Origin of the sequence: Modicisalibacter sp. MOD 31.J, from assembly GCF_020147985.1 — a bacterium.
GTDB classification, from domain to species: domain Bacteria; phylum Pseudomonadota; class Gammaproteobacteria; order Pseudomonadales; family Halomonadaceae; genus Modicisalibacter; species Modicisalibacter coralii.
Genome location: NZ_JAGXFF010000005.1, coordinates 110,615 through 136,655, shown reverse-complemented (window position 1 = coordinate 136,655; position 26,041 = coordinate 110,615). Strand labels below are relative to the sequence as shown.

26 protein-coding genes are annotated in these 26,041 nt (G+C 67.5%); 15 read left to right on the top strand and 11 right to left on the bottom strand.

Annotated features, from left to right (window positions below; translation table 11 throughout):
- The first annotated feature begins 70 nt into the window (after nt 1-70).
- The 12 genes from KGR00_RS17385 (at nt 71) to tal (ending at nt 11,761) form a co-directional block, all read left to right on the top strand.
- Complete coding sequence (locus KGR00_RS17385) at nt 71-1,378, top strand: sugar ABC transporter substrate-binding protein (RefSeq protein WP_224418929.1); 1,308 nt, start codon at nt 71-73, stop codon at nt 1,376-1,378.
- Between the two features lie 93 nt (nt 1,379-1,471).
- On the top strand, nt 1,472-2,359 hold the full coding sequence (locus KGR00_RS17380; protein ID WP_129140622.1) for a sugar ABC transporter permease: 888 nt from the start codon (nt 1,472-1,474) through the stop codon (nt 2,357-2,359).
- Between the two features lie 8 nt (nt 2,360-2,367).
- A complete protein-coding gene (locus tag KGR00_RS17375) occupies nt 2,368-3,189 on the top strand; it encodes a carbohydrate ABC transporter permease (protein WP_129140623.1) in 822 nt (273 codons plus the stop codon).
- A 10-nt stretch (nt 3,190-3,199) separates the two neighbouring features.
- Nucleotides 3,200-4,345, top strand: a complete 1,146-nt coding sequence (gene ugpC / locus KGR00_RS17370; protein WP_129140624.1) for a sn-glycerol-3-phosphate ABC transporter ATP-binding protein UgpC — start codon at nt 3,200-3,202, stop codon at nt 4,343-4,345.
- Nucleotides 4,346-4,355: 10 nt separating this feature from the next.
- Nucleotides 4,356-5,030: an HAD-IA family hydrolase gene (locus KGR00_RS17365; protein ID WP_224418930.1), complete on the top strand. Its 675-nt coding sequence runs from the start codon at nt 4,356-4,358 to the stop codon at nt 5,028-5,030.
- A 27-nt stretch (nt 5,031-5,057) separates the two neighbouring features.
- Nucleotides 5,058-5,846, top strand: coding sequence for an L-iditol 2-dehydrogenase (locus KGR00_RS17360; protein WP_224418931.1), 789 nt, complete (start codon nt 5,058-5,060; stop codon nt 5,844-5,846).
- Between the two features lies 1 nt (nt 5,847).
- A complete protein-coding gene (locus tag KGR00_RS17355) occupies nt 5,848-6,000 on the top strand; it encodes a hypothetical protein (RefSeq protein WP_224418932.1) in 153 nt (50 codons plus the stop codon).
- A 4-nt stretch (nt 6,001-6,004) separates the two neighbouring features.
- Nucleotides 6,005-6,754: a GolD/DthD family dehydrogenase gene (locus tag KGR00_RS17350; protein WP_224418933.1), complete on the top strand. Its 750-nt coding sequence runs from the start codon at nt 6,005-6,007 to the stop codon at nt 6,752-6,754.
- 17 nt (nt 6,755-6,771) lie between these two features.
- Nucleotides 6,772-7,455, top strand: coding sequence for a nucleoside triphosphate hydrolase (locus tag KGR00_RS17345; protein WP_224418934.1), 684 nt, complete (start codon nt 6,772-6,774; stop codon nt 7,453-7,455).
- 198 nt (nt 7,456-7,653) lie between these two features.
- A complete protein-coding gene (locus KGR00_RS17340) occupies nt 7,654-9,132 on the top strand; it encodes a mannitol dehydrogenase family protein (protein ID WP_224418935.1) in 1,479 nt (492 codons plus the stop codon).
- 90 nt (nt 9,133-9,222) lie between these two features.
- Complete coding sequence (gene xylB, locus KGR00_RS17335; protein WP_224418936.1) at nt 9,223-10,719, top strand: xylulokinase; 1,497 nt, start codon at nt 9,223-9,225, stop codon at nt 10,717-10,719.
- A gap of 88 nt (nt 10,720-10,807) precedes the next feature.
- Nucleotides 10,808-11,761, top strand: coding sequence for a transaldolase (tal, locus tag KGR00_RS17330; RefSeq protein ID WP_224418937.1), 954 nt, complete (start codon nt 10,808-10,810; stop codon nt 11,759-11,761).
- A 73-nt stretch (nt 11,762-11,834) separates the two neighbouring features.
- Here the strand turns inward: tal and KGR00_RS17325 are convergent, their stop codons facing one another.
- From KGR00_RS17325 to KGR00_RS17295, 6 genes are all read right to left on the bottom strand, one after another.
- Complete coding sequence (locus KGR00_RS17325; RefSeq protein ID WP_129140630.1) at nt 11,835-12,833, bottom strand: LLM class flavin-dependent oxidoreductase; 999 nt, start codon at nt 12,831-12,833, stop codon at nt 11,835-11,837.
- Nucleotides 12,834-12,929: 96 nt separating this feature from the next.
- Complete coding sequence (locus KGR00_RS17320; RefSeq protein WP_224418938.1) at nt 12,930-13,604, bottom strand: hypothetical protein; 675 nt, start codon at nt 13,602-13,604, stop codon at nt 12,930-12,932.
- 28 nt (nt 13,605-13,632) lie between these two features.
- On the bottom strand, nt 13,633-14,418 hold the full coding sequence (locus tag KGR00_RS17315) for an SDR family oxidoreductase (RefSeq protein ID WP_129140632.1): 786 nt from the start codon (nt 14,416-14,418) through the stop codon (nt 13,633-13,635).
- A complete protein-coding gene (locus KGR00_RS22520; RefSeq protein WP_343232810.1) occupies nt 14,405-16,579 on the bottom strand; it encodes an AMP-binding protein in 2,175 nt (724 codons plus the stop codon). Before KGR00_RS22520 ends, KGR00_RS17315 begins: the two co-directional genes overlap by 14 nt.
- A complete protein-coding gene (locus KGR00_RS17300; RefSeq protein ID WP_224418939.1) occupies nt 16,572-17,264 on the bottom strand; it encodes a thermostable hemolysin in 693 nt (230 codons plus the stop codon). The genes KGR00_RS22520 and KGR00_RS17300 overlap by 8 nt, the downstream gene beginning before the upstream one ends.
- A 114-nt stretch (nt 17,265-17,378) precedes the next feature.
- On the bottom strand, nt 17,379-17,981 hold the full coding sequence (locus tag KGR00_RS17295; RefSeq protein WP_224418940.1) for a DedA family protein: 603 nt from the start codon (nt 17,979-17,981) through the stop codon (nt 17,379-17,381).
- A gap of 119 nt (nt 17,982-18,100) precedes the next feature.
- On the opposite strand from KGR00_RS17295, the gene KGR00_RS17290 reads away from it, so the two are divergent.
- Complete coding sequence (locus KGR00_RS17290; RefSeq protein WP_224418941.1) at nt 18,101-19,735, top strand: BCCT family transporter; 1,635 nt, start codon at nt 18,101-18,103, stop codon at nt 19,733-19,735.
- A 214-nt stretch (nt 19,736-19,949) separates the two neighbouring features.
- Here KGR00_RS17290 and KGR00_RS17285 read toward each other — a convergent pair whose 3' ends face one another.
- The gene (locus KGR00_RS17285; RefSeq protein ID WP_224418942.1) at nt 19,950-21,029 is read right to left on the bottom strand and encodes an alpha/beta hydrolase; all 1,080 of its coding nucleotides are present in this window, start codon (nt 21,027-21,029) and stop codon (nt 19,950-19,952) included.
- A 265-nt stretch (nt 21,030-21,294) separates the two neighbouring features.
- Between KGR00_RS17285 and KGR00_RS17280 the strand changes: the two genes are divergently transcribed.
- Complete coding sequence (locus KGR00_RS17280) at nt 21,295-21,483, top strand: hypothetical protein (protein WP_224418943.1); 189 nt, start codon at nt 21,295-21,297, stop codon at nt 21,481-21,483.
- A 19-nt stretch (nt 21,484-21,502) separates the two neighbouring features.
- On the opposite strand, the gene KGR00_RS17275 is transcribed toward KGR00_RS17280, so the two are convergent.
- The gene (locus KGR00_RS17275; protein ID WP_224418944.1) at nt 21,503-22,378 is read right to left on the bottom strand and encodes a PhzF family phenazine biosynthesis protein; all 876 of its coding nucleotides are present in this window, start codon (nt 22,376-22,378) and stop codon (nt 21,503-21,505) included.
- A gap of 20 nt (nt 22,379-22,398) precedes the next feature.
- The gene (locus KGR00_RS17270) at nt 22,399-22,560 is read right to left on the bottom strand and encodes a DUF1127 domain-containing protein (protein ID WP_224418945.1); all 162 of its coding nucleotides are present in this window, start codon (nt 22,558-22,560) and stop codon (nt 22,399-22,401) included.
- Between the two features lie 165 nt (nt 22,561-22,725).
- Between KGR00_RS17270 and KGR00_RS17265 the strand changes: the two genes are divergently transcribed.
- On the top strand, nt 22,726-24,165 hold the full coding sequence (locus tag KGR00_RS17265) for a PLP-dependent aminotransferase family protein (RefSeq protein WP_224418946.1): 1,440 nt from the start codon (nt 22,726-22,728) through the stop codon (nt 24,163-24,165).
- A gap of 15 nt (nt 24,166-24,180) precedes the next feature.
- Here the strand turns inward: KGR00_RS17265 and KGR00_RS17260 are convergent, their stop codons facing one another.
- Complete coding sequence (locus tag KGR00_RS17260) at nt 24,181-24,606, bottom strand: hypothetical protein (protein ID WP_224418947.1); 426 nt, start codon at nt 24,604-24,606, stop codon at nt 24,181-24,183.
- A 37-nt stretch (nt 24,607-24,643) separates the two neighbouring features.
- Nucleotides 24,644-25,930, bottom strand: a complete 1,287-nt coding sequence (locus KGR00_RS17255) for an MFS transporter (protein WP_224418948.1) — start codon at nt 25,928-25,930, stop codon at nt 24,644-24,646.
- Nucleotides 25,931-26,041: the final 111 nt, after the last annotated feature.

Here is a 26,041-nt window from a genome sequence, read left to right as displayed (position 1 = left end):
ATGATCATTTGAATGGTCATTGAGTAGATTGATCAAAACAAACCCAACAATCTCCTCCAAGGAGCTCGACATGCGGTTACAGCACGCCATCCCGCTGGCCGGGGCCCTGGCTCTCGCCTCCGTCTCTGCCAGCGCCGAGACCCTCACCGTGGCGACGGTGAACAACAACGACATGATCATCATGCAGGGTTTGACCGACGAATTCGAGAAGGCCCATCCCGACATCAAGCTCGATTGGGTGGTCCTCGAGGAGAACGTGCTGCGTCAGCGCCTGACCACCGATATCGCCACCAACGGCGGGCAGTTCGACGTGATGACCATCGGCACCTACGAGGTACCCATCTGGGCCAAGCAGGGCTGGCTGACCTCGCTCGACGACCTGCCCGAGGATTACGACGAGAACGATCTGCTCAAGCCGATCCGCGACGGCCTGAGCCACGACGGGTCGCTCTACGCGCTGCCGTTCTACGGCGAAAGCTCGATGATGTACTACCGCAAGGATCTGTTCGACAAGGCCGGCATCACCATGCCCGAGCAGCCGACCTGGAAGGAGGTCCGCGACTGGGCGAGCAAGGTCAACGATCCCGACAACGGCGTCTACGGCATCTGCCTGCGCGGCAAGCCCGGCTGGGGCGAGAACATGGCCTTCCTGTCGACCCTGGTGAACACCTACGGCGGACGCTGGTTCGACGAGGACTGGCATCCCGAGATCGACTCACCGGCCTGGCACCAGGCGATCGACTTCTACGTCGACCTGATGAACAAGTACGGTCCGCCGGGGGCGACCTCCAACGGCTTCAACGAGAACCAGGCGCTGTTCTCCAGCGGCAAGTGCGGCATGTGGGTCGACGCCACCTCCGCCGCCGGGCGCATCTACAATCCCGACGAGTCCCAGGTCGCCGACGAGCTGGGCTTCGCCCCGGCGCCGGTCGCCGAGACGCCCAAGGGCTCGCACTGGCTGTGGTCCTGGGCACTGGCGATTCCCCAGTCGTCCAACGCCAAGGATGCCGCGCAGACCTTCATCACCTGGGCGACCTCCAAGGACTACGTGAAACTGGTCGGCGAGAAGAAAGGCTGGACCAGCGTTCCCCCGGGTACCCGCGAGTCCACCTATCAGAACGCCAACTACCAGGAAGCCGCGCCGTTCGCCGACTTCGTGCTCAAGGCGATCCAGACCGCCGACCCCACCGACCCGAGCGCCAAGCCGGTGCCCTATACCGGGGTGCAGTACGCCGACATCCCCGAATTCCAGGCCATCGGTACCCAGGTGGGGCAGATGATCGCCGCCGCCCTGGCCGGGCAGCGCAGCGTCGATGACGCCCTGAGCGCCGCCCAGCGTGCCGCCGACCGCACCATGCGCCAGGCCGGTTACTACTGATCAGGCAATCGCACGGCCAGCGTGCCGTGCTCTTGGCCGGGGCCCCGACCCCGGCCGCTTTCCCCAGTCACGACTTTCCAGGTGGGCTCAGCCATGCGCGATAGAGCTTCCGGCCGCACCGTCGGAGGGATGCGTACGTTCTTCCTCCAGGCGCCCGCGGTTTCCATGCTGCTGCTGTGGATGCTGGTGCCGTTGGGCATGACCCTGTGGTTCTCCTTCCAGCGTTACAACCTGCTCAATCCGATGATCTCCGGCTTCGCCGGGGTCGACAACTACACCTACCTGCTCACCGATCCGGCCCTGTGGACGGCGATGGGCAATACCCTGCTGCTGGTCGGCTGGGTGCTGGCGATCACCGTGGTCGGCGGCACGCTGCTGGCGGTGCTCTTCCAGCAGGAGTTCTTCGGCCGCGGCATCGCCCGGCTGCTGGTGATCGCGCCGTTCTTCGTCATGCCCACGGTCAGTGCGCTGATCTGGAAGAACATGATGATGCACCCGGTCAACGGGGTGCTGGCGTGGCTGTTCAATCTGTTCGGTTTCCAGGCGGTGGACTGGTTCTCGTCGCTGCCGCTGACCTCGATCGTGATCATCGTCTCGTGGGAGTGGCTGCCCTTCGCGCTGCTGATCCTGCTCACCGCCATCCAGTCCCTCGACGATGACCAGGTCGAGGCGGCGCGCATGGATGGCGCGGGGCCCATCGCGATCTTCTGGTTCATCACCCTGCCGCACCTGAAACGGGCGATCAGCGTGGTGATCATGATCGAGATGATCTTCCTGCTGACGATCTTCGCCGAGATCTTCGTCACCACCTCGGGCGGCCCGGGGCTGGCCTCGACCAACCTGGCCTACCTGATCTACATCCGTGCGCTGCTCGACTTCGATGTCGGTGGGGCGTCCGCCGGCGGGGTGATCGCCATCGTCCTGGCCAACATCGTGGCGATCTTCCTGGTCCGCACCGTGGCCAAGAATCTCGAGACCTGAGGTGGACCATGAATCAGACGCTCTCCAAGAAACTCATCCTCACGCTGCTGGCCTGGTTCATCGCCTTGGTGGTGTTCTTCCCGATCTTCTGGATGATCCTCACCGGCTTCAAGACCGAGGGCGAGGCGGTGGCCACGCCGCCCAGCCTGTTCTTCGATCCGACGCTGGTCGGCTATCACGAGGTCATGGCGCGGGCCGACTACGTCAAGTTCGCCATCAACAGCGTGATCGTGTCGGTCGGCTCGACGCTGCTGGCGCTGCTGGTGGCGGTGCCGGCGGCCTACTCGATGGCGTTTCTGCCCACGCCGCGCACCCGCGGCACGCTGCTGTGGATGCTCTCCACCAAGATGCTGCCGCCGGTGGGCGTGCTGATGCCGATCTATCTGATCTTCCGCGATCTGGGGCTGCTCGACAGCCTGACCGGGCTGACCATCGTCTACATGCTGATGAACCTGCCGATCGTGGTGTGGATGCTCTACACCTTCTTCAAGGACGTGCCCAAGGACATCCTCGAGGCGGGCCGCATGGACGGCGCCGGCACCCTGCAGGAGGTGCTCTACCTGCTGGTGCCGCTGACCCTGCCGGGGATCGCCTCCACCGGGTTGCTGTCGGTGATCCTGAGCTGGAACGAGGCGTTCTGGAGTCTCAACCTCACCACCTCCGACGCGGCCCCGCTGACCGCCTTCATCGCCTCGTTCTCGAGCCCCGAAGGGCTGTTCTGGGCCAAGCTCTCCGCCGCCTCGACGATGGCCATCGCGCCGATCCTGATCCTGGGTTGGATGACCCAGAAACAGATGGTTCGCGGCCTGACCTTCGGCGCCGTCAAATAAGGAATTCACCATGGCAACGCTCGAACTCAACAACATCGTCAAGGAATTCGGTGACACCCAGGTGATCAAGGGGGTCGACCTGGAGGTCAAGGACCGCGAATTCGTGGTCTTCGTCGGCCCCTCCGGCTGCGGCAAGTCGACCCTGCTGCGCATGATCGCCGGGCTGGAGAGCGCCTCCAGCGGCGACATCAAGGTCGACGGCCAGCGCATCAACGAGGTCGGCCCGGCCGAGCGCGGCCTGGCGATGGTCTTCCAGAGCTATGCGCTCTACCCGCACATGACCGTCGAGGACAACATGGGCTTCAGCCTGCGCCTGGCCGGCGTGGCCAAGGAGCAACGCCGCCAGAAGGTGCTCGAGGCGGCGCGCATCCTGCAGCTCGAGCCCCTGCTCGACCGCAAGCCCAAGGCGCTCTCCGGCGGCCAGCGTCAGCGCGTGGCGATCGGCCGGGCGATCGTGCGCAACCCCAGCATCTTCCTGTTCGACGAACCGCTGTCGAACCTCGACGCCGCGCTGCGCGTGCAGATGCGCATCGAGCTGGCGCGTCTGCACGACGAGCTCGACGCCACCATGATCTACGTCACCCACGACCAGATCGAGGCGATGACCATGGCCGACAAGATCGTGGTGCTGCAGGGGGGCATCGTCGAACAGGTCGGCTCGCCGATGGAGCTCTACCACCATCCGCGCAACCGCTTCGTCGCCGGCTTCATCGGCTCGCCGAAGATGAACTTCACCGACGTCGAGGTGCTCGACGCCAACGCCGACGGCGTCGCGGTGCGCCTGCCCGGTGGCGGCGAGTGCCGGGTGCCGGTGGACGGCAGCAATGCCCGGCCCGGTGCGACCCTGACCCTGGGCATTCGCCCCGAACACCTGATGCTCGACGACGACGGCCCGCTGGGCGGCGAGATCGTGGTCATCGAGCGTCTCGGCGGGGTGACCTCGCTCTATGTGCAGTGTCACGGCGACGAGTGGATCCTGGTCACCGACGGTGATGTGCGCCATCGCGTTCATGACGCGATTCGCTTCGGCTTCGAGCCCGGCCGCGCGCACCTGTTCGCGGAAGACGGCCTGGCCCTGGCCAGTCTCGAGCGCCATCCGCTGGTCAACGTCGAGCGCAAGGAGAACCGCGCCTCGACCGCCAGTGACGACCGCTGAGGAGGCGCGCGTGGCTCTGCTGATCTTCGATTGCGACGGCGTGCTGGTCGACAGCGAGTCGATCGCCGAGGGGGTGCTGCTCGAACGGCTTTCCGCCTGGTTGCCCGATCTCTCCGCCGAGGACGAGGTACGCCACGCGCTGGGCATGACCACCGCGGCGATTCTCGATCACCTGCAGGGACTCAGTGCCCACCGCCTGCCCGATGATGCCCTGGCGCGCATCGATGCGGCGATCGAGGCCCGCCTGGCCGAAGAGCTCGAGGCCATGGCCGGGGTTGCCGAGGCGATCGATGGCCTCGACCTGCCGCTGGCGATCGTTTCCAACAGCAGCCGGCGGCGAGTGCTGGCCTCGCTCGCCAATACCGGGCTCGATGCCCGGTTGAATCAGGCGCCGCTGTTCACCGCCGAACAGGTGACGAAGCCCAAGCCGGCGCCGGATGTCTACCTGCTGGCGGCGCGCAGCCTCGACGTCGCGCCCGACGACTGCCTGGTGGTGGAGGACAGCGTCTCCGGCACGCGCGCCGCCTGCGCCGCGGGCATGACGGTGATCGGCTTCACCGGGGCCAGCCATATCGAGGACGGCCACGCCACGCGGCTGCGCGAGGCCGGCGCCTGGGTCGTGCTCGAGCACATGACGCAACTCGGCGACTGCGTCGCGCGCTGGCGGCAACGCCGCGGCGCGTGACGACGCCACCATCGACAAGGAACTCCCATGAAACTCGACAAGCGTACGGCAGTGGTGACGGGCGGGGCGCGAGGCATCGGTCTGGCCATCGCGACCCGGTATCTGGAAGAGGGCGCGCGGGTGGCGATCGCCGACATCGACCTGGCCGCCGCCGAGCGGGCGGTGGCCGATCTGCGCGCCGCCCGCGGCGGCGAGGCGGCGGTGATGGCGGTGGCGCTCGACGTCTGTGACGGCGCCTCGCGTACTGCGATGATCGACGCCGTCGAAGCGACGCTGGGGCCCATCGACATCCTGGTCAACAATGCCGCGGTGTTCGGCATGGCGCCGGTGCTGGAGGTCAGCGAGGCCAGCTACGACAAGCAGTTCGGGGTCAACGTCAAGGGCACCTTCTTCACCCTGCAGGCCGTGGCGGCGCGCATGGTCGAGCGCGGCGAGGGCGGCAAGATCATCAACATGGCCTCCCAGGCCGGCCGGCGCGGCGAGGCGCTGGTGAGCATGTACTGCGCCTCCAAGGCGGCGGTGATCAGCCTCACCCAGTCCTGCGGGCTCGACCTGATCAAGCATCGCATCAACGTCAACGGTATCGCCCCCGGGGTGGTCGACACGCCGATGTGGGAGGAGGTCGACGCGCTGTTCGCCCGCTACGAGGGACGCCCGCTGGGCGAGAAGAAGCGTCTGGTCGGCGAGGCGGTGCCCTACGGCCGCATGGGGCGCCCGGAGGATCACGTGGGGGCCGCGGTGTTCCTGGCCAGCGCCGACAGCGACTATGTGGTGGCGCAGACCCTCAATGTCGACGGTGGCAACTGGATGAGCTGACATGCCCGACACCACGTCCACTGGCGACATCGCCGCCGGAGAGCGGCTCGCCGAATTCGTCGCCGAGCCGCGGGCGCCGGCCCACGATCGCCTCGACGCGGCGCTGCGCGATGACGCGCGGGCCTGCCGTCCCGACACCCACCCCCGGGGATGACGTCATGAGCCAGGTGCAATTCGACTTTCACGACAGCGTGGTGCTGATCACCGGCGCCGCCAACGGCATCGGTCGCGAACTGGCCGAGCGCTTCGCCGCCGCCGGTGCGAAGCTGGTGCTCGTCGACAAGAGCGACACCGTCGATACCGTGGCCGCGGGGCTGGGCGGCGAGACACTGACGGCGGTGCTCGACATCACCGACGAGGCCGGCGTCGAGGCGCTGGTCGAACGCGGCGTCGCGCGCTTCGGGCGTATCGACGTGCTGGTCAACAACGCCGGCATCGGCCCGCTGGCGCCGGCCGAAGCGATGGACACCGCGCTGTGGGACGCCACCCAGGCGGTCAACCTGCGCGGCGTGTTCTTCGGCTGCCGCGCGGTGGGGCGGCGGATGCTGGCGGCGGGCTACGGGCGCATCGTCAATCTTGCCTCCCAGGCCGCCAGCGTGGGGCTCGAGGGGCACCTGGCCTACTGCACCAGCAAGTCCGGGGTGCTGGGCCTGACCCGCACCCTGGCACTGGAATGGGGACCGCGTGGGCTCACCGTCAATGCCGTCTCGCCGACCGTGGTCGACACCGAGCTGGGGCGCTACGGCTGGGCCGGCGAGAAGGGCGAACGCATGAAGGCCCTGATCCCCACCCGGCGCTTCGCCACGCCGGCCGAGATCGCTCACGGGGTGATGTTCCTGGCCTCGCGGGAGGCGGCGATGATCAATGGCGCCGATCTGCGGATCGACGGCGGCTACACGGCCTGTTGACGGTGAGGTGACACCCGATGCGAACGACGACGCCCGATGCGCTCGATGACCTGCCCATGACGCCGACGCTGGCGGCCATGGCCGAGCAGGTACTGGGAGCGGTGACCCCCGGCCGGCGGACCCTGGTGGCCATCGCCGGGCCGCCGGCGGCCGGCAAGTCGACCCTCTCCGAGCGATTGTGCGAGCGTATCGACGCCCTGAGCCCGGGCATCGTCGCGCTGGTGCCGATGGATGGCTACCACTTCGACAACGCGGTGCTGGTTCCGCAGGGCAAGCTCGACATCAAGGGCGCCCCGGAGACCTTCGACGTCGCCGGGCTGGCCCGCGACCTGGAACGGCTTCGGCGCGACGATGGCCCGGTGGCGGTGCCGGTGTTCGACCGTCCGCTCGATCTGGCCCGGGCCGGGGCCCGGCTGATCGCCCCCGAACATCGCCTGGTGCTCGTCGAGGGCAATTATCTGCTGCTCGACGAATCGCCCTGGCGCGAACTGCGCCCCTTCTTCGACCGCACGCTGTTCATCGACGTCCCCGACGCGGTGCTGGTCGACCGGCTGATCCGCCGCTGGCGCGGCATGGGCCAGGATGCCGACGGCGCGCTGATCCGCACCCACGACAAGGACATGCTCAACGCCCGGCTGGTCAAGGACCGGTCGGCGGCGCCCGACTGGCGCTGGAGATTTCAGGAAGCGCTGAACAAATAGGCGAGCGGGATGAAGCGGGCGTCGCCACGCCGCAAGGCGCCCGGCGCACAGGAACCGCAGCATATGGGGTATATGTGAGGATTCCGACCGGGCTGGCGTTCCAGCACCGCGCAACGCAGCGATTCGCCCGTGCAGGCATTTGTGCAGTGTTTCCTTTACGTCTGACAACCCGGTTGCGGCCGGCTCGAGGAGACTGCGATGACAGCACTGACCAACGACACCCTGACCGGGCTCGACGCCGCCGTGGCCACGCCGCGCTACGATCGTCGGCAGGTGACGCCGGGCATCGTCCACTTCGGCGTGGGCGGCTTCCATCGCGCCCACCAGGCGATGTATCTGGACGAACTGATGAATCGCGGCGAGGCGCTCGACTGGGGCATCGTCGGCGTCGGCGTGATGCCCGGCGACAGGCGCATGCAGGCCGCCCTGGCGGCGCAGGACCACCTCTATACCCTGGTGGTCAAGCACCCCGACGGCCACTACGAACCGCGGGTGATCGGCTCGATCGTCGATTATCTCTACGCCCCCGACGATCGCGAGGCGGTGATCGAGCGCATGGCCGACCCGGCGACGCGGATCGTCTCGCTGACCGTCACCGAGGGCGGCTACAACTTTCATCATGTCACCGGCGACTACGACCTGAGCCAGCCCGACGTCGCCCACGATCTGGCCGAGCCCGACACCCCGCGCACCACCTTCGGGCTGGTGGTCGCCGCCCTGCGGCGGCGGCGCGAACGTGGCATCGCGCCGTTCACGGTGATGTCCTGCGACAACATCCAGGGCAACGGCGATGTCGCCCGCAAGATGTTCACCGCCCATGCCCGGGCGCTCGACGCCGAGCTGGGGGCGTGGATCGACGCCGAGGTGAGCTTTCCCAATGCCATGGTCGACCGCATCACCCCGGTGACCACGGCCGACGACATCGCCGCGCTCGCCGAACGCTTCGGCGTCGACGACCGCTGGCCGGTGGTCTGCGAACCCTTCACCCAGTGGGTGCTCGAGGATCACTTCCCCCAGGGCCGCCCGCCGTTCGAGCGGGTCGGCGTGCAGATGGTCGACGACGTGATCCCCTATGAGCTGATGAAGCTGCGCCTGCTCAACGCCAGCCACCAGGCGCTGACCTACTTCGGCTATCTGGCCGGCTACCGTTACGCCCACGAGGTCTGTCAGGATCCGCTGTTCGTCCGGTTCCTGCTCGACTACATGACCCTCGAGGCCACGCCGACGCTGGCGCCGGTGCCCGGCGTCGATCTCGCCGACTACCGGCAGACGTTGATCGAGCGCTTCGCCAACCCCGAGATCCGCGACACCCTGGCGCGGCTGTGCGCCGAGAGTTCCGACCGGATCCCCAAGTGGCTGCTGCCGGTGATCCGCGAGCAGCTCGAGCGCGGTGGCGAGATCCGCCGCAGCACCGCGGTGGTGGCCAGCTGGGCGCGCTATGCCGAGGGCGTCGACGAGCAGGGCGAGCCCATCGAGGTGGTCGACCGGCTCAAGGACGAACTGATGGCGCTGGCCGGGCGCAACCGCGAGACACCCACGGCGTTCATCGAGAACCGCCAGTTGTTCGGCGACCTGGCCGACGAGGCGCGCTTTCGCGAGGCCTATCTCGAGGTCCTGACGCGGCTCCACGACAAGGGCGCGCGAGCCACCCTCGAGGCGCTGGTCGATGCGCGCTGAGCATGACCGGGCGGGCGGCTTGCAATCGCTGGCGTCTACCCTTGTACTGAAAGGCTCGCGAACGGGACGCGGGTGGATAAGGAGTCGGGCATGTATCTAGGGGTCGATTGCGGCACCCAGAGCACCAAGGTGGTAATCGTCGATGCCGAGCGCGCGACGATCGTCGGCGAGGGCAGCCGGCCTCATCGGCTGGTCGAGGGCGACGGCGGGCGTCGCGAGCAATCGGTCGACGACTGGCTCGACGCCCTGCGCGGGGCCTTCGCCGAGGCGGTTGCCGCGGCGGGCATCGATCCCGGCTCGATCCGCGCCATCGGTGTCTCCGGCCAGCAGCACGGCATGGTCGCGCTGGATGCCGAGGGCGAGCCGGTGTACCCGGCCAAGCTGTGGTGCGATACCGAGACGGCACTGCACAACGAGTCGCTGATCGAGACGCTGGGCGGGCCGCAGGGCTGCATCGACAAGCTGGGGCTGCTGCTGCAGACCGGCTACACCGCGTCGAAGGTAGCCTGGCTGCGCGAGCGGCATCCCGAGGCCTATCGGCGCATCGACACCCTGCTGCTGCCCCACGACTATCTCAACTTCTGGCTCACCGGCCAACGGGTCACCGAGTGTGGCGACGCCTCGGGCACCGGCTACTTCGACACCCGGGCGCGTCGCTGGCATCACGAGGTGTTCGCGGCCGTCGCCCCCGAGCTCGATCCGCACCATGTGCTGCCGCGGCTGATCGACTCCCGGGAGCCGGTGGGCCGGGTGCGTCCCGCCGTGGCCCGTGAGCTGGGGCTCGCCGACGACGTGCTGGTCGCCAGCGGCGGTGGCGACAACATGATGGCGGCGATCGGCACCGGCAACATCGCCCCGGGGCTGGTGACCCTGAGTCTGGGCACCTCCGGGACGGTGTGCGCCTACGCCGAGGCGCCGGTGATCGATGTCGACGGCATGGTCGCCAACTTCTGTGCCAGCAGCGGCGGCTGGCTGCCGCTGGTCTGCACCATGAACGTGACCTCGGCGACCACCCGGGTGCGCGAGCTGTTCGGGCTCGACGTGGCCACCTTCGGCGAGCGGGTGGCGGCGGCCCCGGTAGGCGCCGACGGGGTGATGGTGATGCCGTTCTTCAACGGCGAACGGGTGCCCGCCCTGCCACATGCCACCGCCAGCTTCGTCGGCCTGACCAGTCTCAACACCAGCGTCGACAACCTGTGCCGGGCGGTGGTCGAGGGCGCCACCTTCGGCATGCGCTACGGGCTCGAGCTGCTCGGCCCGCTGGCCGCCGACGCCAGTCAGGTGCGGCTGGTCGGTGGCGGTGCCAAGAGCCCGGTATGGCGGCAGATCGTCGCCGACGTGCTGGACGTGGAGGTGGTCTGCCCGACGATCACCGAGGCCGCCGCGCTGGGGGCGGCGATCCAGGCGGCCTGGTGCGAATCCGCCGAGCGCGGCGACCAGGCGTCGCTGGCGGCACTCTGCGAACGGCTGGTGAGTCTCGACGAACAGACCCGGACCCGGCCCCGCAGCGAGCCCCGAACGCGTTATGATGCCCTCTATCGACGCTACCGGCAGGCGCTGGCCGAGCGCTACGCCATCGCGCCGTGACCGCCGGCGAATTCGACAGGTGCCGATGCCCCTGCGTGGGGCCCCGATCGGGACCGTCTCCATTGATCGACATGCAGGACGATACGTCATGACCCAACTCGACGCGCTGAAACGCCTCTCCATGGTGGTCGCCGACACCGGCGACCTCGACGCCATCCGTCGCTATCAGCCGCACGACGCCACCACCAACCCGTCGCTGATCCTCAAGGCCTTCGATCTCGACGGCTATCAGGCCCTGATCGACGAGACCCTGGCCGCGGTGAAGGCCGAGGTGGCCGACCCCGACGCGCGCATCGAAGAGGCGGTGGACCGGCTGTCGGTGGCGATGGGCAGCGAGATCACCAAGCTCGTGCCGGGGCGCGTTTCCACCGAAGTCGCGGCCAAGCTCTCCTTCGACGAAGCGGCCAGCATCGACAAGGCCCACCACCTCATCTCGCTTTACGAGAAGCAGGGCGTCTCCCGGGATCGCGTGCTGATCAAGCTCGCCTCGACCTGGGAAGGCATCCGCGCCGCCGAGAAGCTCGAGAAGGAGGGCATCAACTGCAACCTGACGCTGCTGTTCTCCGATGCCCAGGCCCGCGCCTGCTTCGAAGCCGGCGTCTACCTGATCTCGCCCTTCGTGGGCCGCGTCACCGACTGGTACAAGAAGGCCACCGGCACCGAATCCTACGCGCCGGACGAAGACCCGGGGGTCAAGTTCGTGCGCGGCGTGTGCGACTACGCCAGCCGCTACGGCTACCAGACCGTGGTGATGGGCGCCAGCTTCCGCAACACCGACCAGATCCTGGCGCTGGCCGGCTGCAACCGCCTGACCATCTCGCCGGCCCTGCTGGAAGAGCTCTCCTCCACCGAGGGCGATGTGACGCGCAAGGTCACCGACCAGAGCGATCGCGCCGAGCACCCGGGCCGGATCGAGGAAGCCCGGTTCCGCTGGGAGCACAACGAGGATGCCATGGCGACCGAAAAGCTCGCCGAAGGCATTCGTACCTTCGCCGCCGACCAGAAGAAGCTGGAAGGGCTGCTGGCCAAGCGCCTCGGCTGATACGCCTTTCCGCTATCAAGACCCACGACACCCGGCCATGTGCCGGGTGTCGTCGTTTCCGGAGGAGCGAGACTCAGGCGCTCTGCCATACCTCGGCCAGGATCTCGAAGGAACGCCGCCGGTCCCGGTGGTCGTAGACGTCGGTGACGACCATCAGTTCGTCGGCCTGGGTTTCTTCCAGGAAACGCTCCAGCCCCGCCTTGACGGTCTGCGGACCGCCGACCACCGCGGCGCCCAGGTTCTGCGCCACCGCCGCGCGCTCCTGCGGCGTCCAGTCGAGCGCCTCGACCGGCGGCAGCGCCACGGTGCGTCGACCGCGAATCAGATTGAGAAACTTCTGTTGCGAGGTCGTCGCCAGGTAATCGGCGTGGTCGTCGTTGTCGGCGGCGATCAGCGGCATGCCGACCATGGCGTAGGGCGCATCGAGCACCGCGGAGGGCTGGAACTGGGTGCGGTAGAGATGCAGCGCCTCGAACAGATAGCCGGGTGCGAACTGCGCGGCGAAGGCGAACGGCAGCCCCAGGCGCGCGGCGAGCTGGGCGCTGAACCCGCTCGAGCCGAGCAGCCAGAGGGGCACGTGGGTGCCCTGGCCGGGGACCGCCTTGACGCGCTGGTCCGGCGTGGCATCGCCGAGATAGCGGCGCAGTTCGTCGAGACGGTCGGGGAAGTCGTTGACCCCGGCGTAGGGATCGCGACGCATCGCCGCCATGGTCGCGCCGTCGGAGCCCGGCGCACGACCCAGTCCCAGGTCGATGCGTCCGGGATAGAGGGTTTCCAGGGTGCCGAACTGTTCGGCGATCATCAGCGGCGGATGGTTGGGCAGCATGATGCCTCCGGAACCCACCCGAATGCGCGAGGTGGCGCCGGCGACATGGCCGATCAGCACGCTGGTCGCGGCGCTGGCGATGCCGTCGATGTTGTGATGCTCCGCCAGCCAGTAGCGCGTGAAGCCCAGGTCGTCGACCTGGCGGGCCAGGTCGACGCTGTTGTCGAAGGTCTCGCGGATGCTGCCGCCCTGGCGGATCGGCGCCAGGTCGAGCACGGAGAGCGGTGTTTGGGCGAGTCGGGACATGGGCACCTCGGTGAAGACGGGAGAGTCGTTAGTCGGCTCAATATTTCTTCACTCTGGGGGCGTATGCCCGACAACGCAAGGTCTGCCGTCGGCCGCTCAGTCCAGTGCCTCGAGCAGTTCGTGGATCTGCGCGCGACGTCCCTGGTCGGCCACCTCGCGGCCCGGGCGTGGCGCTGCCTGCAGAGCCTTCTGCAGTGCCCGGCGGGCCTCGGCGTCGTGGCCCTGGTCGTGCTGGTAGTCGCCCCAGAAGTAGAGCGGGTCGATGCCGTCGGGGTTGAGCGTCAGCCCCTTCTGCAGCATCACCTTGGCCTTGTCGTCGTCGCCGAAGCCGATCGGCCAGCCGGGCACCTGATAGTAGAGGGCGCCGAGGCTGGTATAGGCCGAGCCGTCGAGGGCATTGGCGTCGAGCGACAGGGCCTTCTCCAGATCGCCCTTGGCTTCCTTGACCAGTGACAGGGCGCCCAGGCCGCCCTTGGCACCGGCCTCGCTGCTGCGAATGATGCCCGCCCAGATGTAGAGTTCGGCGGCGCCGGGGTGGGCGTCGATCAGTGCCCGGGCTCGCTGGTAGAGCTGATCGAAGCCGTCGACACGCCGCTCTTCGGGGGTCTTGTACTGGATCTGCGCCCAGCGGCTCTGCAGCTCGTGGACGCCGCCGGCGACGGTATCGCTGATTGCCGAGGCGGCGTTCGATAGACCGAGTGTCAGGCCGACGAGGGCGGCGATGGCCACGCCGCGGCGGGCGTGACGATGGATTCGGGATGTGGCGGACATGAGCATTCTCCGGCGTTCTCGTTGCGTGTCAGGGGCGGCTGGCAAAGCGCTGGATGGTGGCGAGCTGACGGCGCAGCGCCCGGTCGACGAGGCCGGGCACCACGGCGTTGAGGCGCACGAAGAGCCGTTCCGGCCAGCCCAGGTGGCGGTCGGCGGCACGCTGGTCGACCGCGCGGACGATCGCCTCGGCGACCCGCTCGGGGTTGTCCATGGCGTTGCCCAGTTCGGCGTTGAGGGCATCGACCGTGGCATCGTTCATCGCCGTGCGGGTGGCCCGCGGGGCGACGTAGTGAACGTGAATCGCGGTGTCGGCGAGCTCACGGCGCAGGGCCTGCGAGAAACCGCGCAGTGCGGCCTTGCTGGCGCAGTAGCTGGCGTAGCCGGGATAGCCGATGGCGCCGAAGGTCGAACCCAGGTTGACGACCCAGGCCTCGTCGGCGGCCTTGAACAGCGGCAGCATCGCCTGGGTGAGCTGCAGCGTGGCGGTGACGTTGAGCGAGATCAGCTCACTCACGCTCTCCGGCGACTGATGGGCGAACAGTCCGAAGCGGTTGACGCCGGCGGCGTTGATCAGCATGTCGATGTCGAGTTCGCGGGCGGTCTCGACCAGACCCCGGCGGGCCTCGGCGTCGCACAGGTCGACGGCCCGCCAGTCGGCGTCTGTCGGCAGTTCGTCGACCAGTGCCTGCAGCGCCGCCGGGTTGCGGCCCACCAGCAGCAGTCGCGCGCCGCGGCGTGCCAGTTCGCCGGCCAGGGCGCGACCGATACCGCCGCTGGCGCCGGTGAGAAGAATGCGTCGATCAGACCAGTGCATGGCCGAGTGCCTCCGTGGGATCGCCGCCGGCGTCGAGCCCGCGGAACATCGCCCCGTAGAGGCGATAGACCATGTTGGCGGTGTCGATCACCGCCTGCAGATCGGCCGCGTCGTCGAGGCGGTCGATCAGGCCCTCGAAGAACGCCAGATGGCCGACGTCGAGATCGCCATGGGACTCGAGGTAGTGAAACGCGCCCTCGGGCAGCCCCAGGCCGTCGCGGATCGCGCCGGCGGCGCGGGTGGCCAGCGCGGTACTGGTGCCCTCGAGGACGAAGACCATGCCGAAGAAGCCCACCGGATTGTCGTGGGCGATGACGTCGCGCACGTGGCGCACCATCAGCTCGGTGGCCGGTGCCGGCCGGCTGGCGGCCGCGTGGTCCGGGTCGCCGCCCGCGTTGCGGATGTCGTCGAGGATCCAGCGCTGGTGGCCGTACTCCTCCGCGATGTACTCGACCAGCGCGCCACGCAGCCACTCGAGGCGCTCGGGGAGGCGTGCGCCGCAGGCCATCATCAGTGGCACGGTGTACTTGACGTGGTGGTAGGCCTGGCCGAGGAAGGCGAGGTATTCGTCGCGGCTGATGCGCCCCTCCAGAGCACGTTGAAGGATCGGGGCGGCGAGCAGCCAGGCGCGCGAGTCGGCGGTGGCCTGCTGAAGGCGTTGATAGGGGCTCATGGGGTCTCCTCCGGGGAGTGATGGGCCGGAATGGGGAACAGCGGCAGCGTCGAGCGGGGCCTCGAGCCAGTCGCGATGGCGCGCGGCCAGCACCTCGCGGCGCAGCCGGCCGTTGGCGGTGATCAGGCCTTCGGCGGCGCTGAAGGGCACGGTGCGGCGCCAGTGGGTGATTCGCGCATAGTCCGGTAGCCGGGCATTGGCCACGGCGACGGCCGCCGCGAGGCGCGTCTCGTCGAGATCGGCGCGTGCCGGCACCAGCAGGGCGCGATTGGCGGGCAGGGCCTCGCCGTACACCCAGGCCTGGGCGATGGCCGGCTCGGCGGTGAGTTCGGCCTCGACCCAGGCCGGGTCGACGTTGCGCCCGTAGGCGGTGATGAACAACTGTCGGCGCCGCCCCTCGAGGATTAGGTGCCCGTCTTCCCAGCGTGCCAGGTCGCCGGTGGGCCAGGCCGTGGGCATCGGCGATGCGTCGCCCAGATAGCCGAGCATCAGGTTGCCGGCGACGTGTATCTCGCCGTCGTCGGCGAGGGTCAGGCGGGCGTGGGGCAGCGGGCGCCCCAGGCTGCCGGGACGATTGTCGCCGGGGCGGTTGAGGGTCACTACCGAGGCACACTCGGAAAGACCATAACCTTCGAAGACCGGCCAGCCGGCGGCGTGGGCCGCTTCGAGCAAGCTCGGCGCCACCCGGGCGCCGCCCACGGCGATGAAGCGTGCCTCACGGTTCGTCGATTGCCGTGACGTGGCGAGCAGCGCCTCGAGCAGTTGCGGTACCAGGATCAGACTGTGGGGGCGGTGTGTCTCGAGCTGGCGATGGGCGAGGGTGACGTCGAAGCCGCTGGCGCCCTGCCAGCCGAGCGTCGCCAGGCCGGGCAGCACGCTCGTGGCACCCAGCCACAGGGGCGCGTAGAGCCCGCCGATGTTCTCCAGCAAGGTGGCCAGCGGCAGCATGGCCAGGTGGCGCTGCACGCCGCACTCGCCGGCCACCTCGGCCAGGCTCTCGGCGACGCGCAACGGGGCCTCGGCGTCCAGGCACACGCCCTTGGGCGCGCCGCTGGTGCCGGAGGTGAAGGTGATCTTGACGGTCCCGGTCGGCAACGGGGGCGGCGCATCGACCCCGCGTTCCCAAAGCGCTGCGTCTGCCCCGGGGCTGAAGCCCAGCGCCTCGCCGAGTGCGGACGGGCCGATCAGGGTGTCGAGCCCGGCCTGGTCGGCAACGTGCGTCAGTTGTGTGGCCGAGAAGAAGCCCGGCAGGGGCACGTTGACGATACCGGCGAACAGCAGCGCCAGGTCCCAGAGCGCCCAGTCGACGCCGTTGTCCAGCGCCAGTCCGACGCGGCTGGCGCCGGCGGCACGCAGGCGGGCGATGCGGGCCTCGATCTCGGCGATCAGCGAGGCGTAGTCCACCCGCCGTTCGGCATCCTCGAGCGCGAGGTGCTGCGGGCGCGATCGCGCCAGATCCGCGAGGCGGCGATGAAAGCGCTCAGACATGACCGACCCCCCGCCGCGGTGCGTCGCCATGCCCGGACGCGGCGGCCGGGAGCGTCACGATGGGGGCGACGTTCAGGCTGGTCAGGGCCCCGGCGCGTGCCTGCAGGTGTCGCCAGGCGGTGAGCATGTCGCCGCCCATCACCAGCGGGGCGTTGGCATAGTAGCGGCCCCAGTCGGTGCGTTCCGCGCCCAGCCGCGCCGGGTCGGCGTCGGCCAGTGGCCAGGCTTCCAGGCCCAGGCGGCGAAAGGCATTGCGTACCTGGCGGGTGGCGGTGAAGGTGAGCCACTGCATCTCCTCGGCGACCAGCGTCTCGATCAGCGTGACGATCAACGGGCGCAGCAGGCCCCGGCGCAGGGTGGCGAGGTTGCCGACCTCGACGATGCGCGCGCGGTCGACCGTGACGCCGAGCGCCTCGCCGAGGCGCTGTTCGATCGGCTCGTCCAGGTAGCGCTCGAGAAACAGCGCATCATCTGCGGCGTGACGCACACCGAGGGCGGCCTGCAGATGGTGTTCCTGCCACAGGCCGAACAGGCGCGGCTGGAAGTGGCTGAGGGCGGCGCCGTGTTCACGGGCGTAACCCTGGGCGATGAAGCGTTCGAGCTCGGCACGCTCGGCGTCGGCGGCCTCGCGCCAGGCCAGGGGCCCGAGCGCGGGAGTGGAACGGGGACTGCGCGGTTCGTGCATCACGACACCCTCGGCGAAGGAACTCGAGGGTAGAGTGGCGAAGCGGGCTTAACGAATGCTTAACGCGGCGTGGCCATGTCAGCGGGTCGGTCGATGTGGCTCACTGGGTCGTGCCTACTGGGCTATCTGCCAGTAGCCCCACACGGCGAACGCCACCAGGCCGAACGCCCCCACCGGCCGGGCGTGCCGTTTCCAGAGGCGCGTGGCGTGCTCGCCGGCCACGGCGACCAGTACCGCCAGGCCGAAGTAGCGCACGCCGCGGGCCAGCAGGGCGGCGAGCAGGAAGAGGGGCAGCGGGTAGTCGCTGGCGCCGGCGACCAGCATGGCGATCTGGAAGGGGACCGGGGTGATGCCCACGGCGACGATCGCCTGGAAGCCATCCTCCGAGACACGCTGTGCAAAGGCGTCGTAGGCCGCCTGCCCACCGAACAGCGGGATCAGGGTGTCGCCCCATTGCGCGATGGCCAGGCCACCCAGGGCATAACCCAGCAGCGCCGCGCTCAGGTTGCCGGCCAGCGCCACCGCGGCGAGTCGCCACTTGGCAGCCGGGTGGGTCATCATCCAGGGTATCAGGATCAGCTCGATGGGGATCGGCACCAGCAGCGTCTCGAGCATCGAGGCGACGAACAGTACGACCAATGCATGACGCGACGCTGCCAACCGATCGAGCCAAGCGGTGGCGGAAGCCAGCGATCTGAGCGACCTTGGTAGGGGCATGTCGTGAAATTCCAGCGATGTCGGGGCGAGTCGGCACGCCCGCGGTGGAGTGAGAAGCGACTGCAGGCAGCGTAAGCGTAAGCCCAGGAAAACGCGAATACTCAGGAAGAGGACATTCCATGGCCAAATTCGGACGGCAACGCGTCTTTTTCAGCTCTGCGCTGATCATCTTCGCCCTGGTGGCGGTGGGCGCGGCATTTCCCAATCAGTTCGGTGCGGTGGCGGATACGGCACTGAAGACGATCGGCCGCTACTTCGGCTGGTTCTATCTGTTCTCGGTGTTCGGCTTCGTGATCTTCTTGATCGCGCTGGCCCTGAGCAAGTACGGCAAGATCCGCCTGGGGCCACAGGACTCCAAGCCGTCTTACAGCTTCTTCTCGTGGGTCGCCATGCTGCTGGCGGCCGGTTTCGGCGTGGGGCTGGTGTTCTACGGCATGGCCGAGCCGATGACCCACTACCTGCACCCGCCGTTCGGCGATCGCGAGCCGGAGACCGCGGAAGCGGCACGCTACGCGATCCAGTACAGCTTCTTCGACTGGGGTATCCACCAGTGGGCGGCGTTCTCGATCGTCGGCCTGATCATCGCCTACTTCCAGTTCCGCAAGGGCCAGCCCGGGCTGGTCTCCTCGGTACTGTCGTCGGTGACCGCCAAGCGGCCCAAGCTGCGCAAGCTGGGCCCGGCCCTCGATGTCTTCGCGGTGGTGGCGACGATCATGGGGGTGGCGACCTCCATCGGCCTGGCCGTGCTGCAGATCAACGGCGGGCTCAAGTCGGTGTTCGGTGTCGAGGAGAACGCCTTCTGGAAGTTCAGCATCATGGGCGCGATGTTCGTCTGCTACATGGCCTCGGCCTGGGGCGGGCTGGACAAGGGCATCAAGCGGTTGTCCAACATCAACCTGGTGCTGTGCTTCGCGCTGATGGTCTACGTACTGGTCACCGGGCCGACCCTGGCGATCCTCAAGACCATCACCCTGGGCATCGGCGACTACCTGCAGCACTTCATCGGCATGAGCCTGCGCACCTCGCCCTACGAACACAGCGAGTGGGCCAACAACTGGACAGTCTTCTACTGGGCCTGGGTGATCGCCTGGTCGCCGTTCGTGGGGACCTTCGTGGCACGTATCTCGCGGGGGCGCACCATCAAGGAGTATGTGTTCGGCGTGCTGATCATGCCGCCGCTGCTGGCCTGCCTGTGGATCGGCGTGTTCGGCGGGGCGGCGCTCAACATGGAGCTGACCGGTGACGTCGGCCTGGCCGCCGCCACCGACGACAACATCACCTCGGCGCTGTTCCAGATGTTCGACCTGATGCCGTTCACCGCCGGCCTGTCGATCGTCGCGCTGCTGCTGATCTTCATCTTCCTGGTGACGTCGGCGGATTCGGCGACCTACATCGTCTCCCAGATGACCGACGGCGGTTCGATCAACCCGCCGCTGTTCAAGCGCATCAGCTGGGGGCTGCTGATCGCCGCGATCTGCCTGACGCTGTTGATCGCCGGTGGCCTCAAGGGGCTGCAGTCGGCCGCGGTGCTCTCGGCGTTGCCGTTCACCTTCATCATCTACGGCATGATATTCGTGCTGATCAAGGAGTTGCGCAGCGATCGCAAGGCGATGCTCACCGCGCTCTACCGCCGTCACGGCGAAACCCCGGTGGGGGCGGACGTCTTCGAGGCCGACGAACTCGCCGAGGCGGATCGCTACCGGCGTGCGCCCGGGGTGGTCAATCGCCGGATCAATCCCCGCGAAGGGTTCTGATGGAGATGCCGGCGTGCCCGGCCTTGGCCGGGCCGCTGGCGTCGCCCTACCTACGGCGCCGGTCTCCTCGATGACGGGGGGACAGTCGGTACTGTGCCAGGCTCTCTTTTTTATTCAGAAGACAGCAACGGGGCTGCTAATTGCTGCACGAGGTCGAACGGCGCTTTCTCATCAATGATGGTCATGGTTTCACCCAGGCCATCAAAGCGACGATTCACTGATTGGTGGCCTGGGCGACGGAAGGCGTGGCTTTGGAATCAGCGTCTACCTGAGTGACTTTGTTGATCCAGATGCTGATCGTATCCAAGGCACGCGGTGCGTAGGCATGATGCCCCATTAAAATAAACAACCCCTTGCGCCAGAGAGACCACTCTGCGGGAAGCTGGTAGTTGAACCATTGTGCTTTCAATAGGCCATGAGTGGCATGATTGATAATCGCCGTTACTTGTTCTTGATCAGGGTGCAGTTTCTGATGGTAGATGGCCTGATTATAGCGAGGGTCGACATTCTTGTCGACCGCGCCCCATAGAGCCAATATGGGCCCCTGCATTGAGCCGAGGTATGGCGTGGCGTCACTATCGTAATTACGGGCGACAAAGTCAAAACGGTCCCGAGACATGTCCGGGCGCAGGCTAGGGTTGGCAGTATCTGGACTGGCAAATGCTGCGTCATTCACTTTTAGGTTATCGGTCACTTTTTGGGTGACTTGCTCTGGGCTCAGTCCCGCTGTTTCTAATTGGCGTTTGGTGTAATAGGCGCCCTGGTGACGCCAGCTGACAGCAGCGCCTACGAGTACGGTAAAAGCGGGTTTTATCTCGTTATCGGTAATTGGCAAGACCCAGCCTGCTTGAGAGAAACCCAGAAAGCCAATCGGGCTGTTCTTTAGATGAGGTAAGGACTTGATCTCTGCATAAGCCGCTCGAGCTTCATTGCTGCGATCTTGCATGGATTGTCGTAACCAATCTCCCGTGCTTTTCCCGATTCCTGGTTTGTCCCAGGTGAATACGCCGATGCCATGAGATAATAGGCTGTTTATCAAGGGTAAGTAGCCGGAGTTGGAAAAGCGATCCTGCGGGCCGTCGCCATGGATGATGAGCGCAATAGGCGGTGATTGTGCTTGTTTGGGTAAGACTAAAGAGCCGAAAAGTGTGTCGTTGCCTGAGCTGAAGGAGATGTTGGTCACATTGTGTTGGCTCAAGTCAAAGTCTTTGAGGCCAGAGAATTGCAAGAGCGTCGCGCTAACGGTAATGATGACCAGGAGCGCGGAAAAGAGCCATTTCGTGCTACGTTTCACCTTGTTAGATTCCAATCAAAAAGGCCGGCGTTCATTATGGATAATAGTGTCAATGGACCAAAGGGGTGGATGTAAGTTCCACACGGGCTCTTTAGGCGTTGCGGTGGTGTCACGGGTGAAGTCAGCTGATCGCCGGCGGCCTCAAGGGGCTTATGACGACGCGTACTTGGCCCCGGGCGGGCACGCCGGCGTTGATCCGCCCGCTGGTGTCACGATCGGCTAGCGCTTATGGTTAGCGGACGAAGCCCAATGATAAAGGCCTCCCATGTCCCCGGCCGGTCGCACCTCCCGTCACCCCCGTCATGGCGCCACCCGGCGGCGTCAACCGCGTCGCCCGGCCCAGGGCCGTTCGTTGGGCAGTGCTGACCGCTGGCTCGATGTGCTGGTGACGCTCAGCGTCGTCACGGCATTGGTGACCGGCCTGGTGGCACTGGCCGTCACCTTGCTGAAGTGACGCGGCCTCGCCGGTGGCGTCACAGGTAGAGCCGCCCTTCACCGACACGCACGGCGTCACCGGCAATGTGTACCGTCAGGCCGCCGCCCGCGGTGCGGCGTGCGCGAGCGTGAATCCGGCTGGGTCGGCCCATCTCCACGCCCTGATCGATCTGCCAGGACCACTCGCCGTGGCCCTCCCGCTGGCCGGCCAGATGACTGGCGAGTGCCGCCGCGGCACTGCCGGTGGCCGGGTCCTCGCGCAGGCTGTCTTCCATCGAGATCATCCGGCTGCGCACCCGGCCGCCCTCGGTGTCGGTCTCCTCGATGACGTGGCAATAGATCGCCTGCTCGCCGCTGGGGGTGATCGCGCGCGACCATTCCTCGGGTGAGGGGCAGGCCCTTGCCAGCGACTGCCGCGAATCGAGCTCGATGAGATGGAAGGGCAGCCCGCACGAGGCCAGCACCGGCTCGCCGATCACCTGGTGCGGCGCCAGCCCGAGCAGCCTGGCGGCATCGCGTCGCGAGAGCCGACCGCTGGCGGGAGACATCGGCGGCGGGGTGGTGACGCTCGGTCGCCCCTCGACGACCGCGATGGCCAGGGCCCCGGCGGGGACGTCGAGATGCAGCGAGCCATCCACCGCCAGGCCGAGCGCGTCGAGCAGGAAGGCGGCGCCGACCGTCGGGTGGCCGGCGAACGGCAGTTCCATGGTCGGTGTGAAGATGCGCAAGGCAAAGCGCCCGGGCCGGTCGCCGCGCGACACGAAGACCGTCTCCGAGAGATTCAACTCGTTGGCGATCGACGCCATTTCCTCCTCCGTGACGTCGGCATCGACGAATACCGCCAGCGGGTTGCCGGCGTAACGCCGTGTGGTGAAGACATCCAGCAGGACATAGTCGGCGTGACGTCGAGACATGGTGGTTCCTCATGGGTGAGTTATTGCCAGAATCGTTTGGTCCCCTCGCGGCGGGCCTCGTCACGGGTAAGTCCGATATCGCGGAGTTGGCGGTCGTCGAGATCGAGCAAGCCGTGGCGCGAATGGTGACGGCGGGACTGACGCAGGAGACGGGCGAAGAGGCGCGACAATGGGCGTGACATGGTGCTGTTCCCCCGATGGATGGTGTCCTGTCAGGGTATGTCGCTCCCTTCTGTCCATACAGATTCAGATTTGATAGCTTCATGGATACAGATAAGCGAGAAGGCGCGCTGTATCGTTGGATCCTGCCGGATCTGTATGGTGGAGTCTCTGGCCTGGAGTGTCCCATGACCCGTTATGAACAGGTGGCGGAAGAACTGCGTCGGCGTATCGAACACGGCCTTTACCGGGTCGGCGATCGGCTGCCCTCGATCCGTGCGCTGTGTCAGGAATTCGGGGTCAGTGTCTCCACCGTCCAGGAGGCCTACCGGCGCCTGGAAGACGTGGCGCTGGTCGAATCGCGGCCCAAGTCGGGCTTCTTCGTGCTGCCGCGCCAGGTGCCGACGCAATTGCCCACCATGACGCGCCCCGCCCAGCGGCCGCTGGACGTTTCGCAGTGGGATCAGGTCCTGGCGATGGTCGGCTCGCCCGGCGACGAGACGGTGCTGATGCTGGGCGGGGGCATCCCCGACCTGGAGAGTCCCACGCTCAAGCCGCTCCAGCGCCTGCTCGGCGGCCTGCACCGGGGCAGCGGCGCCCAGGGCTACAACTACGACCCGCTGGCCGGCAGTCTCGAACTGCGCCGTCAGGTCGCCCGGCTGACCACCGCGTCGGGCTGCCTGCTGCACCCCGACGACATCCTGACCACCACCGGCTGTCAGGAAGCGCTGGCGATCGCCATTCGCGCCCTGGCCGGCCCCGGCGACGTGGTGGCGGTGGATTCGCCGAGCTTCTACGGCACCCTGCAGATTCTCAAGGCCAACGGCCTCAAGGCGCTGGAGATCCCCACCGATCCGCAGACCGGCATCAGTCTCGAGGCGCTGGAACTGGCCCTCGAACAGTGGCCGATTCGCGCCATTCAGGTCACGCCGACCTGCAACAATCCGCTGGGCTACACCATGCCGGAGGCCAAGAAGCGCGAGCTGGTCCGCCTCGCCCAGCGCTTCGACGTGGCGATCATCGAGGACGACGTCTACGGTGACCTGGCCTATGGGCTGCCGCGGCCGCGTACCCTCAAGTCCTTCGACGACGACGGCCGGGTGCTGCTGTGCAGTTCGTTCTCCAAGACCCTGATGCCGGGGCTGCGGGTCGGCTGGATCGCCCCGGGCCGCTATCGCGACCGGGTCGCCCACATGAAGTACGTCTCCACCGGCGCCTCGGCGACCCTGCCGCAACTGGCAGTGGCGGCCTTCGTCGAACGCGGCCACTACGAACGTCACCTGCGCGAGATCACCCGCCAGTATCAGCGCCATCGCGATATCCTGCTGGGCTGGATCGAACGCTGGTTCCCCACGGGCACCGCAGTGAGCTACCCCCAGGGCAGTTTCCTGCTGTGGCTGGAGATGCCGGCGGGCATCGACTGCGTGGACCTCAACGCGCGGCTGGCCGCGTCGCGGATTCGTATCGCTCCCGGCTCGCTGTTCTCGGCCTCCGGCAAGTATCGCGACTGTCTGCGGCTCAACTACGCCCCGCTACCGACCGCCGATACTGCCCGGGCGGTGCGCACAGTGGGCGAGACGCTCTCCGCGATGCTCGACGAGGAACGTGCCTGGCAGGCCTCGTCGTGATACTCGTTCGCCGCGCTACGGGTGTGGCGCGCCTTGCCGGGCGATGAAGCAGCGGGTGAAGACCCACATGCCCAGCCCCCAGGCGCCGTTGACGACGAAGCCGATGGGAAACACCGCGGGGTTGAAGCCGCGCCCCTTGAGCGGGAACACCACCAGCAGGGCGACCAGGGTCAGCACGACGCCGCCGAACAGCCCGCTCTTCCACCACAGGCCCCGGTCGACGCCAAGCCGGGCGAACAGGCCGAGCATGACCACGCCCCAGACGCCGCCCCAGAAGCTCGCCGAAAACCACTGCGGCACGCCCAGCGGGGCCACCGGCGCGGTGGCGTAGGGCGCGAAGGGGATCACGCCGTAGGCGTGCAGCAGGCCGACGGCGGGCTGGTGGAAGCAGAGCACGGCGAGAAAGCCGGCGACGAAGGCGAGTAGCACGAAGCGAGGCATCACGGGGCTCCCGATGAGGATACCCCCGCAGTATGGCTCACGCCCGGGCGGGCGTGGCCTCGACAATGCCCTCGTCTTGGGTCTCGACCTCATTGAAGCGATCGACCCGGCGCAGCACGGGGAAGCCCTTCATCCACAGCCCGACCACCGCCAGGGTGCCGAGACCGCCGATCACCGCCGCCGGTACCGCCCCCAGCCAGGCCGCCACGGTACCGGCGCGGAACTCACCCAGCTCGTTGGAGGAGCCGATGAACAGCATGTTGACGGCATTGACGCGCCCGCGCATGGCATCGGGTGTGGCCAGTTGCAGCAGCGTCAGGCGGATGTTGATGCTGATCATGTCGGCGGCCCCGGCGATCACCAGCGCGGCGAATGACAGCCAGAAGGTCTCGGACAGCGCGAATACCAGGTTGGCCACCCCGAATACCGCCACCGCGGCGAACATCACCCGACCGACGTGACGACGGATCGAGCGCACCCCGAGATACAGCCCCATCAGCAGCGCGCCGACGGCGATCGCGCTGCGCAGCGCGCCGAGCCCGGTGGGGCCGACGTGGAGGATGTCCTGGGTATAGATCGGCAGCAGGGCGATCACCCCGCCGAGCAGGACCGCGAACAGGTCCAGCGAGATCACCCCGAGGATGATCGGCTGGGCGCGAACGTAGGTAATGCCGGCGGTGAAGCGCTGCCAGGCGCTCCCCGTCTGCGGCGCGATCGGGCCGGCGTAGCGCACCGGTACGGGCACCAGCAGTGCCAGCGCGAGCAGGAAGCAGCCCAGGCACACCGCGTAGGCGACGCTGCCACCGAATGCATAGAGCAGGCCGCCGAGCAGCGGGCCGCCGATCACCGCGATCTTCATGATCGCGCTGTTCAGGGCGATCGCCTGGGCGAGCTGGTCGCGCGGCACGATCTGTGGCAGCAGGCTCTGCAGGGTGGGGCCGGTGAAGGCGCGGGCGCAGCCGAACAGCGCCAGCACCGCGTAGAAGGGCGTCACGTCGTGGGTCGAGCGCGAGGCCAGCCACAGCAGCAGCGCGCTGCACACGGCCTGCAGCGCCCAACTGGCGATCAGGATGGGCTTGCGCGGCAGGCGATCGACCAGGTCGCCGGCGGGCAGCAGCAGCGCCACCATGGGCAGGAATTGGGCCAGCCCCACGTAGGCCAGCGACAGCGGTTCATGGGTGATGTCGTAGACCTGCCAGGCGACCACCACCGCCTGGATCTGCATGGCGAAGACCGCCGCCAGCCGCGAGACGAGAAAGGCCAGAAAGCCGGACTGGCGGTAGACGCGCGATGCGTCACCAACGGGGGCAGGGGCGGGGGACATGCGGCGTTCCGGTCGGCGGCGATGGCGCCTATTCTACGCCGCCGGCGGGGAAAGATCATTGCGGCTAATTGCTAACCGGCTAAGCATGTCAGGCAGGAACCGGGGCGTACG

Bases quoted from the DNA above. Each gene is read 5' to 3' on its own strand.
- KGR00_RS17340 (WP_224418935.1), top strand. From the start codon at position 7,654: ATGACAGCACTGACCAACGACACCCTGACCGGGCTCGACGCCGCCGTG.
- KGR00_RS17295 (WP_224418940.1), bottom strand. From the start codon at position 17,981: ATGCCCCTACCAAGGTCGCTCAGATCGCTGGCTTCCGCCACCGCTTGG.
- KGR00_RS17325 (WP_129140630.1), bottom strand. From the start codon at position 12,833: ATGTCCCGACTCGCCCAAACACCGCTCTCCGTGCTCGACCTGGCGCCG.
- KGR00_RS17315 (WP_129140632.1), bottom strand. From the start codon at position 14,418: ATGCACTGGTCTGATCGACGCATTCTTCTCACCGGCGCCAGCGGCGGT.
- tal (WP_224418937.1), top strand. From the start codon at position 10,808: ATGACCCAACTCGACGCGCTGAAACGCCTCTCCATGGTGGTCGCCGAC.
- KGR00_RS17270 (WP_224418945.1), bottom strand. From the start codon at position 22,560: ATGTCACGCCCATTGTCGCGCCTCTTCGCCCGTCTCCTGCGTCAGTCC.
- KGR00_RS17300 (WP_224418939.1), bottom strand. From the start codon at position 17,264: ATGCACGAACCGCGCAGTCCCCGTTCCACTCCCGCGCTCGGGCCCCTG.
- KGR00_RS17345 (WP_224418934.1), top strand. From the start codon at position 6,772: ATGCGAACGACGACGCCCGATGCGCTCGATGACCTGCCCATGACGCCG.
- KGR00_RS17275 (WP_224418944.1), bottom strand. From the start codon at position 22,378: ATGTCTCGACGTCACGCCGACTATGTCCTGCTGGATGTCTTCACCACA.
- KGR00_RS17280 (WP_224418943.1), top strand. From the start codon at position 21,295: ATGTCCCCGGCCGGTCGCACCTCCCGTCACCCCCGTCATGGCGCCACC.
- KGR00_RS17375 (WP_129140623.1), top strand. From the start codon at position 2,368: ATGAATCAGACGCTCTCCAAGAAACTCATCCTCACGCTGCTGGCCTGG.
- KGR00_RS17320 (WP_224418938.1), bottom strand. From the start codon at position 13,604: ATGTCCGCCACATCCCGAATCCATCGTCACGCCCGCCGCGGCGTGGCC.
- KGR00_RS17385 (WP_224418929.1), top strand. From the start codon at position 71: ATGCGGTTACAGCACGCCATCCCGCTGGCCGGGGCCCTGGCTCTCGCC.
- KGR00_RS17290 (WP_224418941.1), top strand. From the start codon at position 18,101: ATGGCCAAATTCGGACGGCAACGCGTCTTTTTCAGCTCTGCGCTGATC.
- KGR00_RS17265 (WP_224418946.1), top strand. From the start codon at position 22,726: ATGACCCGTTATGAACAGGTGGCGGAAGAACTGCGTCGGCGTATCGAA.
- xylB (WP_224418936.1), top strand. From the start codon at position 9,223: ATGTATCTAGGGGTCGATTGCGGCACCCAGAGCACCAAGGTGGTAATC.
- ugpC (WP_129140624.1), top strand. From the start codon at position 3,200: ATGGCAACGCTCGAACTCAACAACATCGTCAAGGAATTCGGTGACACC.
- KGR00_RS17380 (WP_129140622.1), top strand. From the start codon at position 1,472: ATGCGCGATAGAGCTTCCGGCCGCACCGTCGGAGGGATGCGTACGTTC.
- KGR00_RS17360 (WP_224418931.1), top strand. From the start codon at position 5,058: ATGAAACTCGACAAGCGTACGGCAGTGGTGACGGGCGGGGCGCGAGGC.
- KGR00_RS22520 (WP_343232810.1), bottom strand. From the start codon at position 16,579: ATGTCTGAGCGCTTTCATCGCCGCCTCGCGGATCTGGCGCGATCGCGC.
- KGR00_RS17350 (WP_224418933.1), top strand. From the start codon at position 6,005: ATGAGCCAGGTGCAATTCGACTTTCACGACAGCGTGGTGCTGATCACC.
- KGR00_RS17255 (WP_224418948.1), bottom strand. From the start codon at position 25,930: ATGTCCCCCGCCCCTGCCCCCGTTGGTGACGCATCGCGCGTCTACCGC.
- KGR00_RS17260 (WP_224418947.1), bottom strand. From the start codon at position 24,606: ATGCCTCGCTTCGTGCTACTCGCCTTCGTCGCCGGCTTTCTCGCCGTG.
- KGR00_RS17355 (WP_224418932.1), top strand. From the start codon at position 5,848: ATGCCCGACACCACGTCCACTGGCGACATCGCCGCCGGAGAGCGGCTC.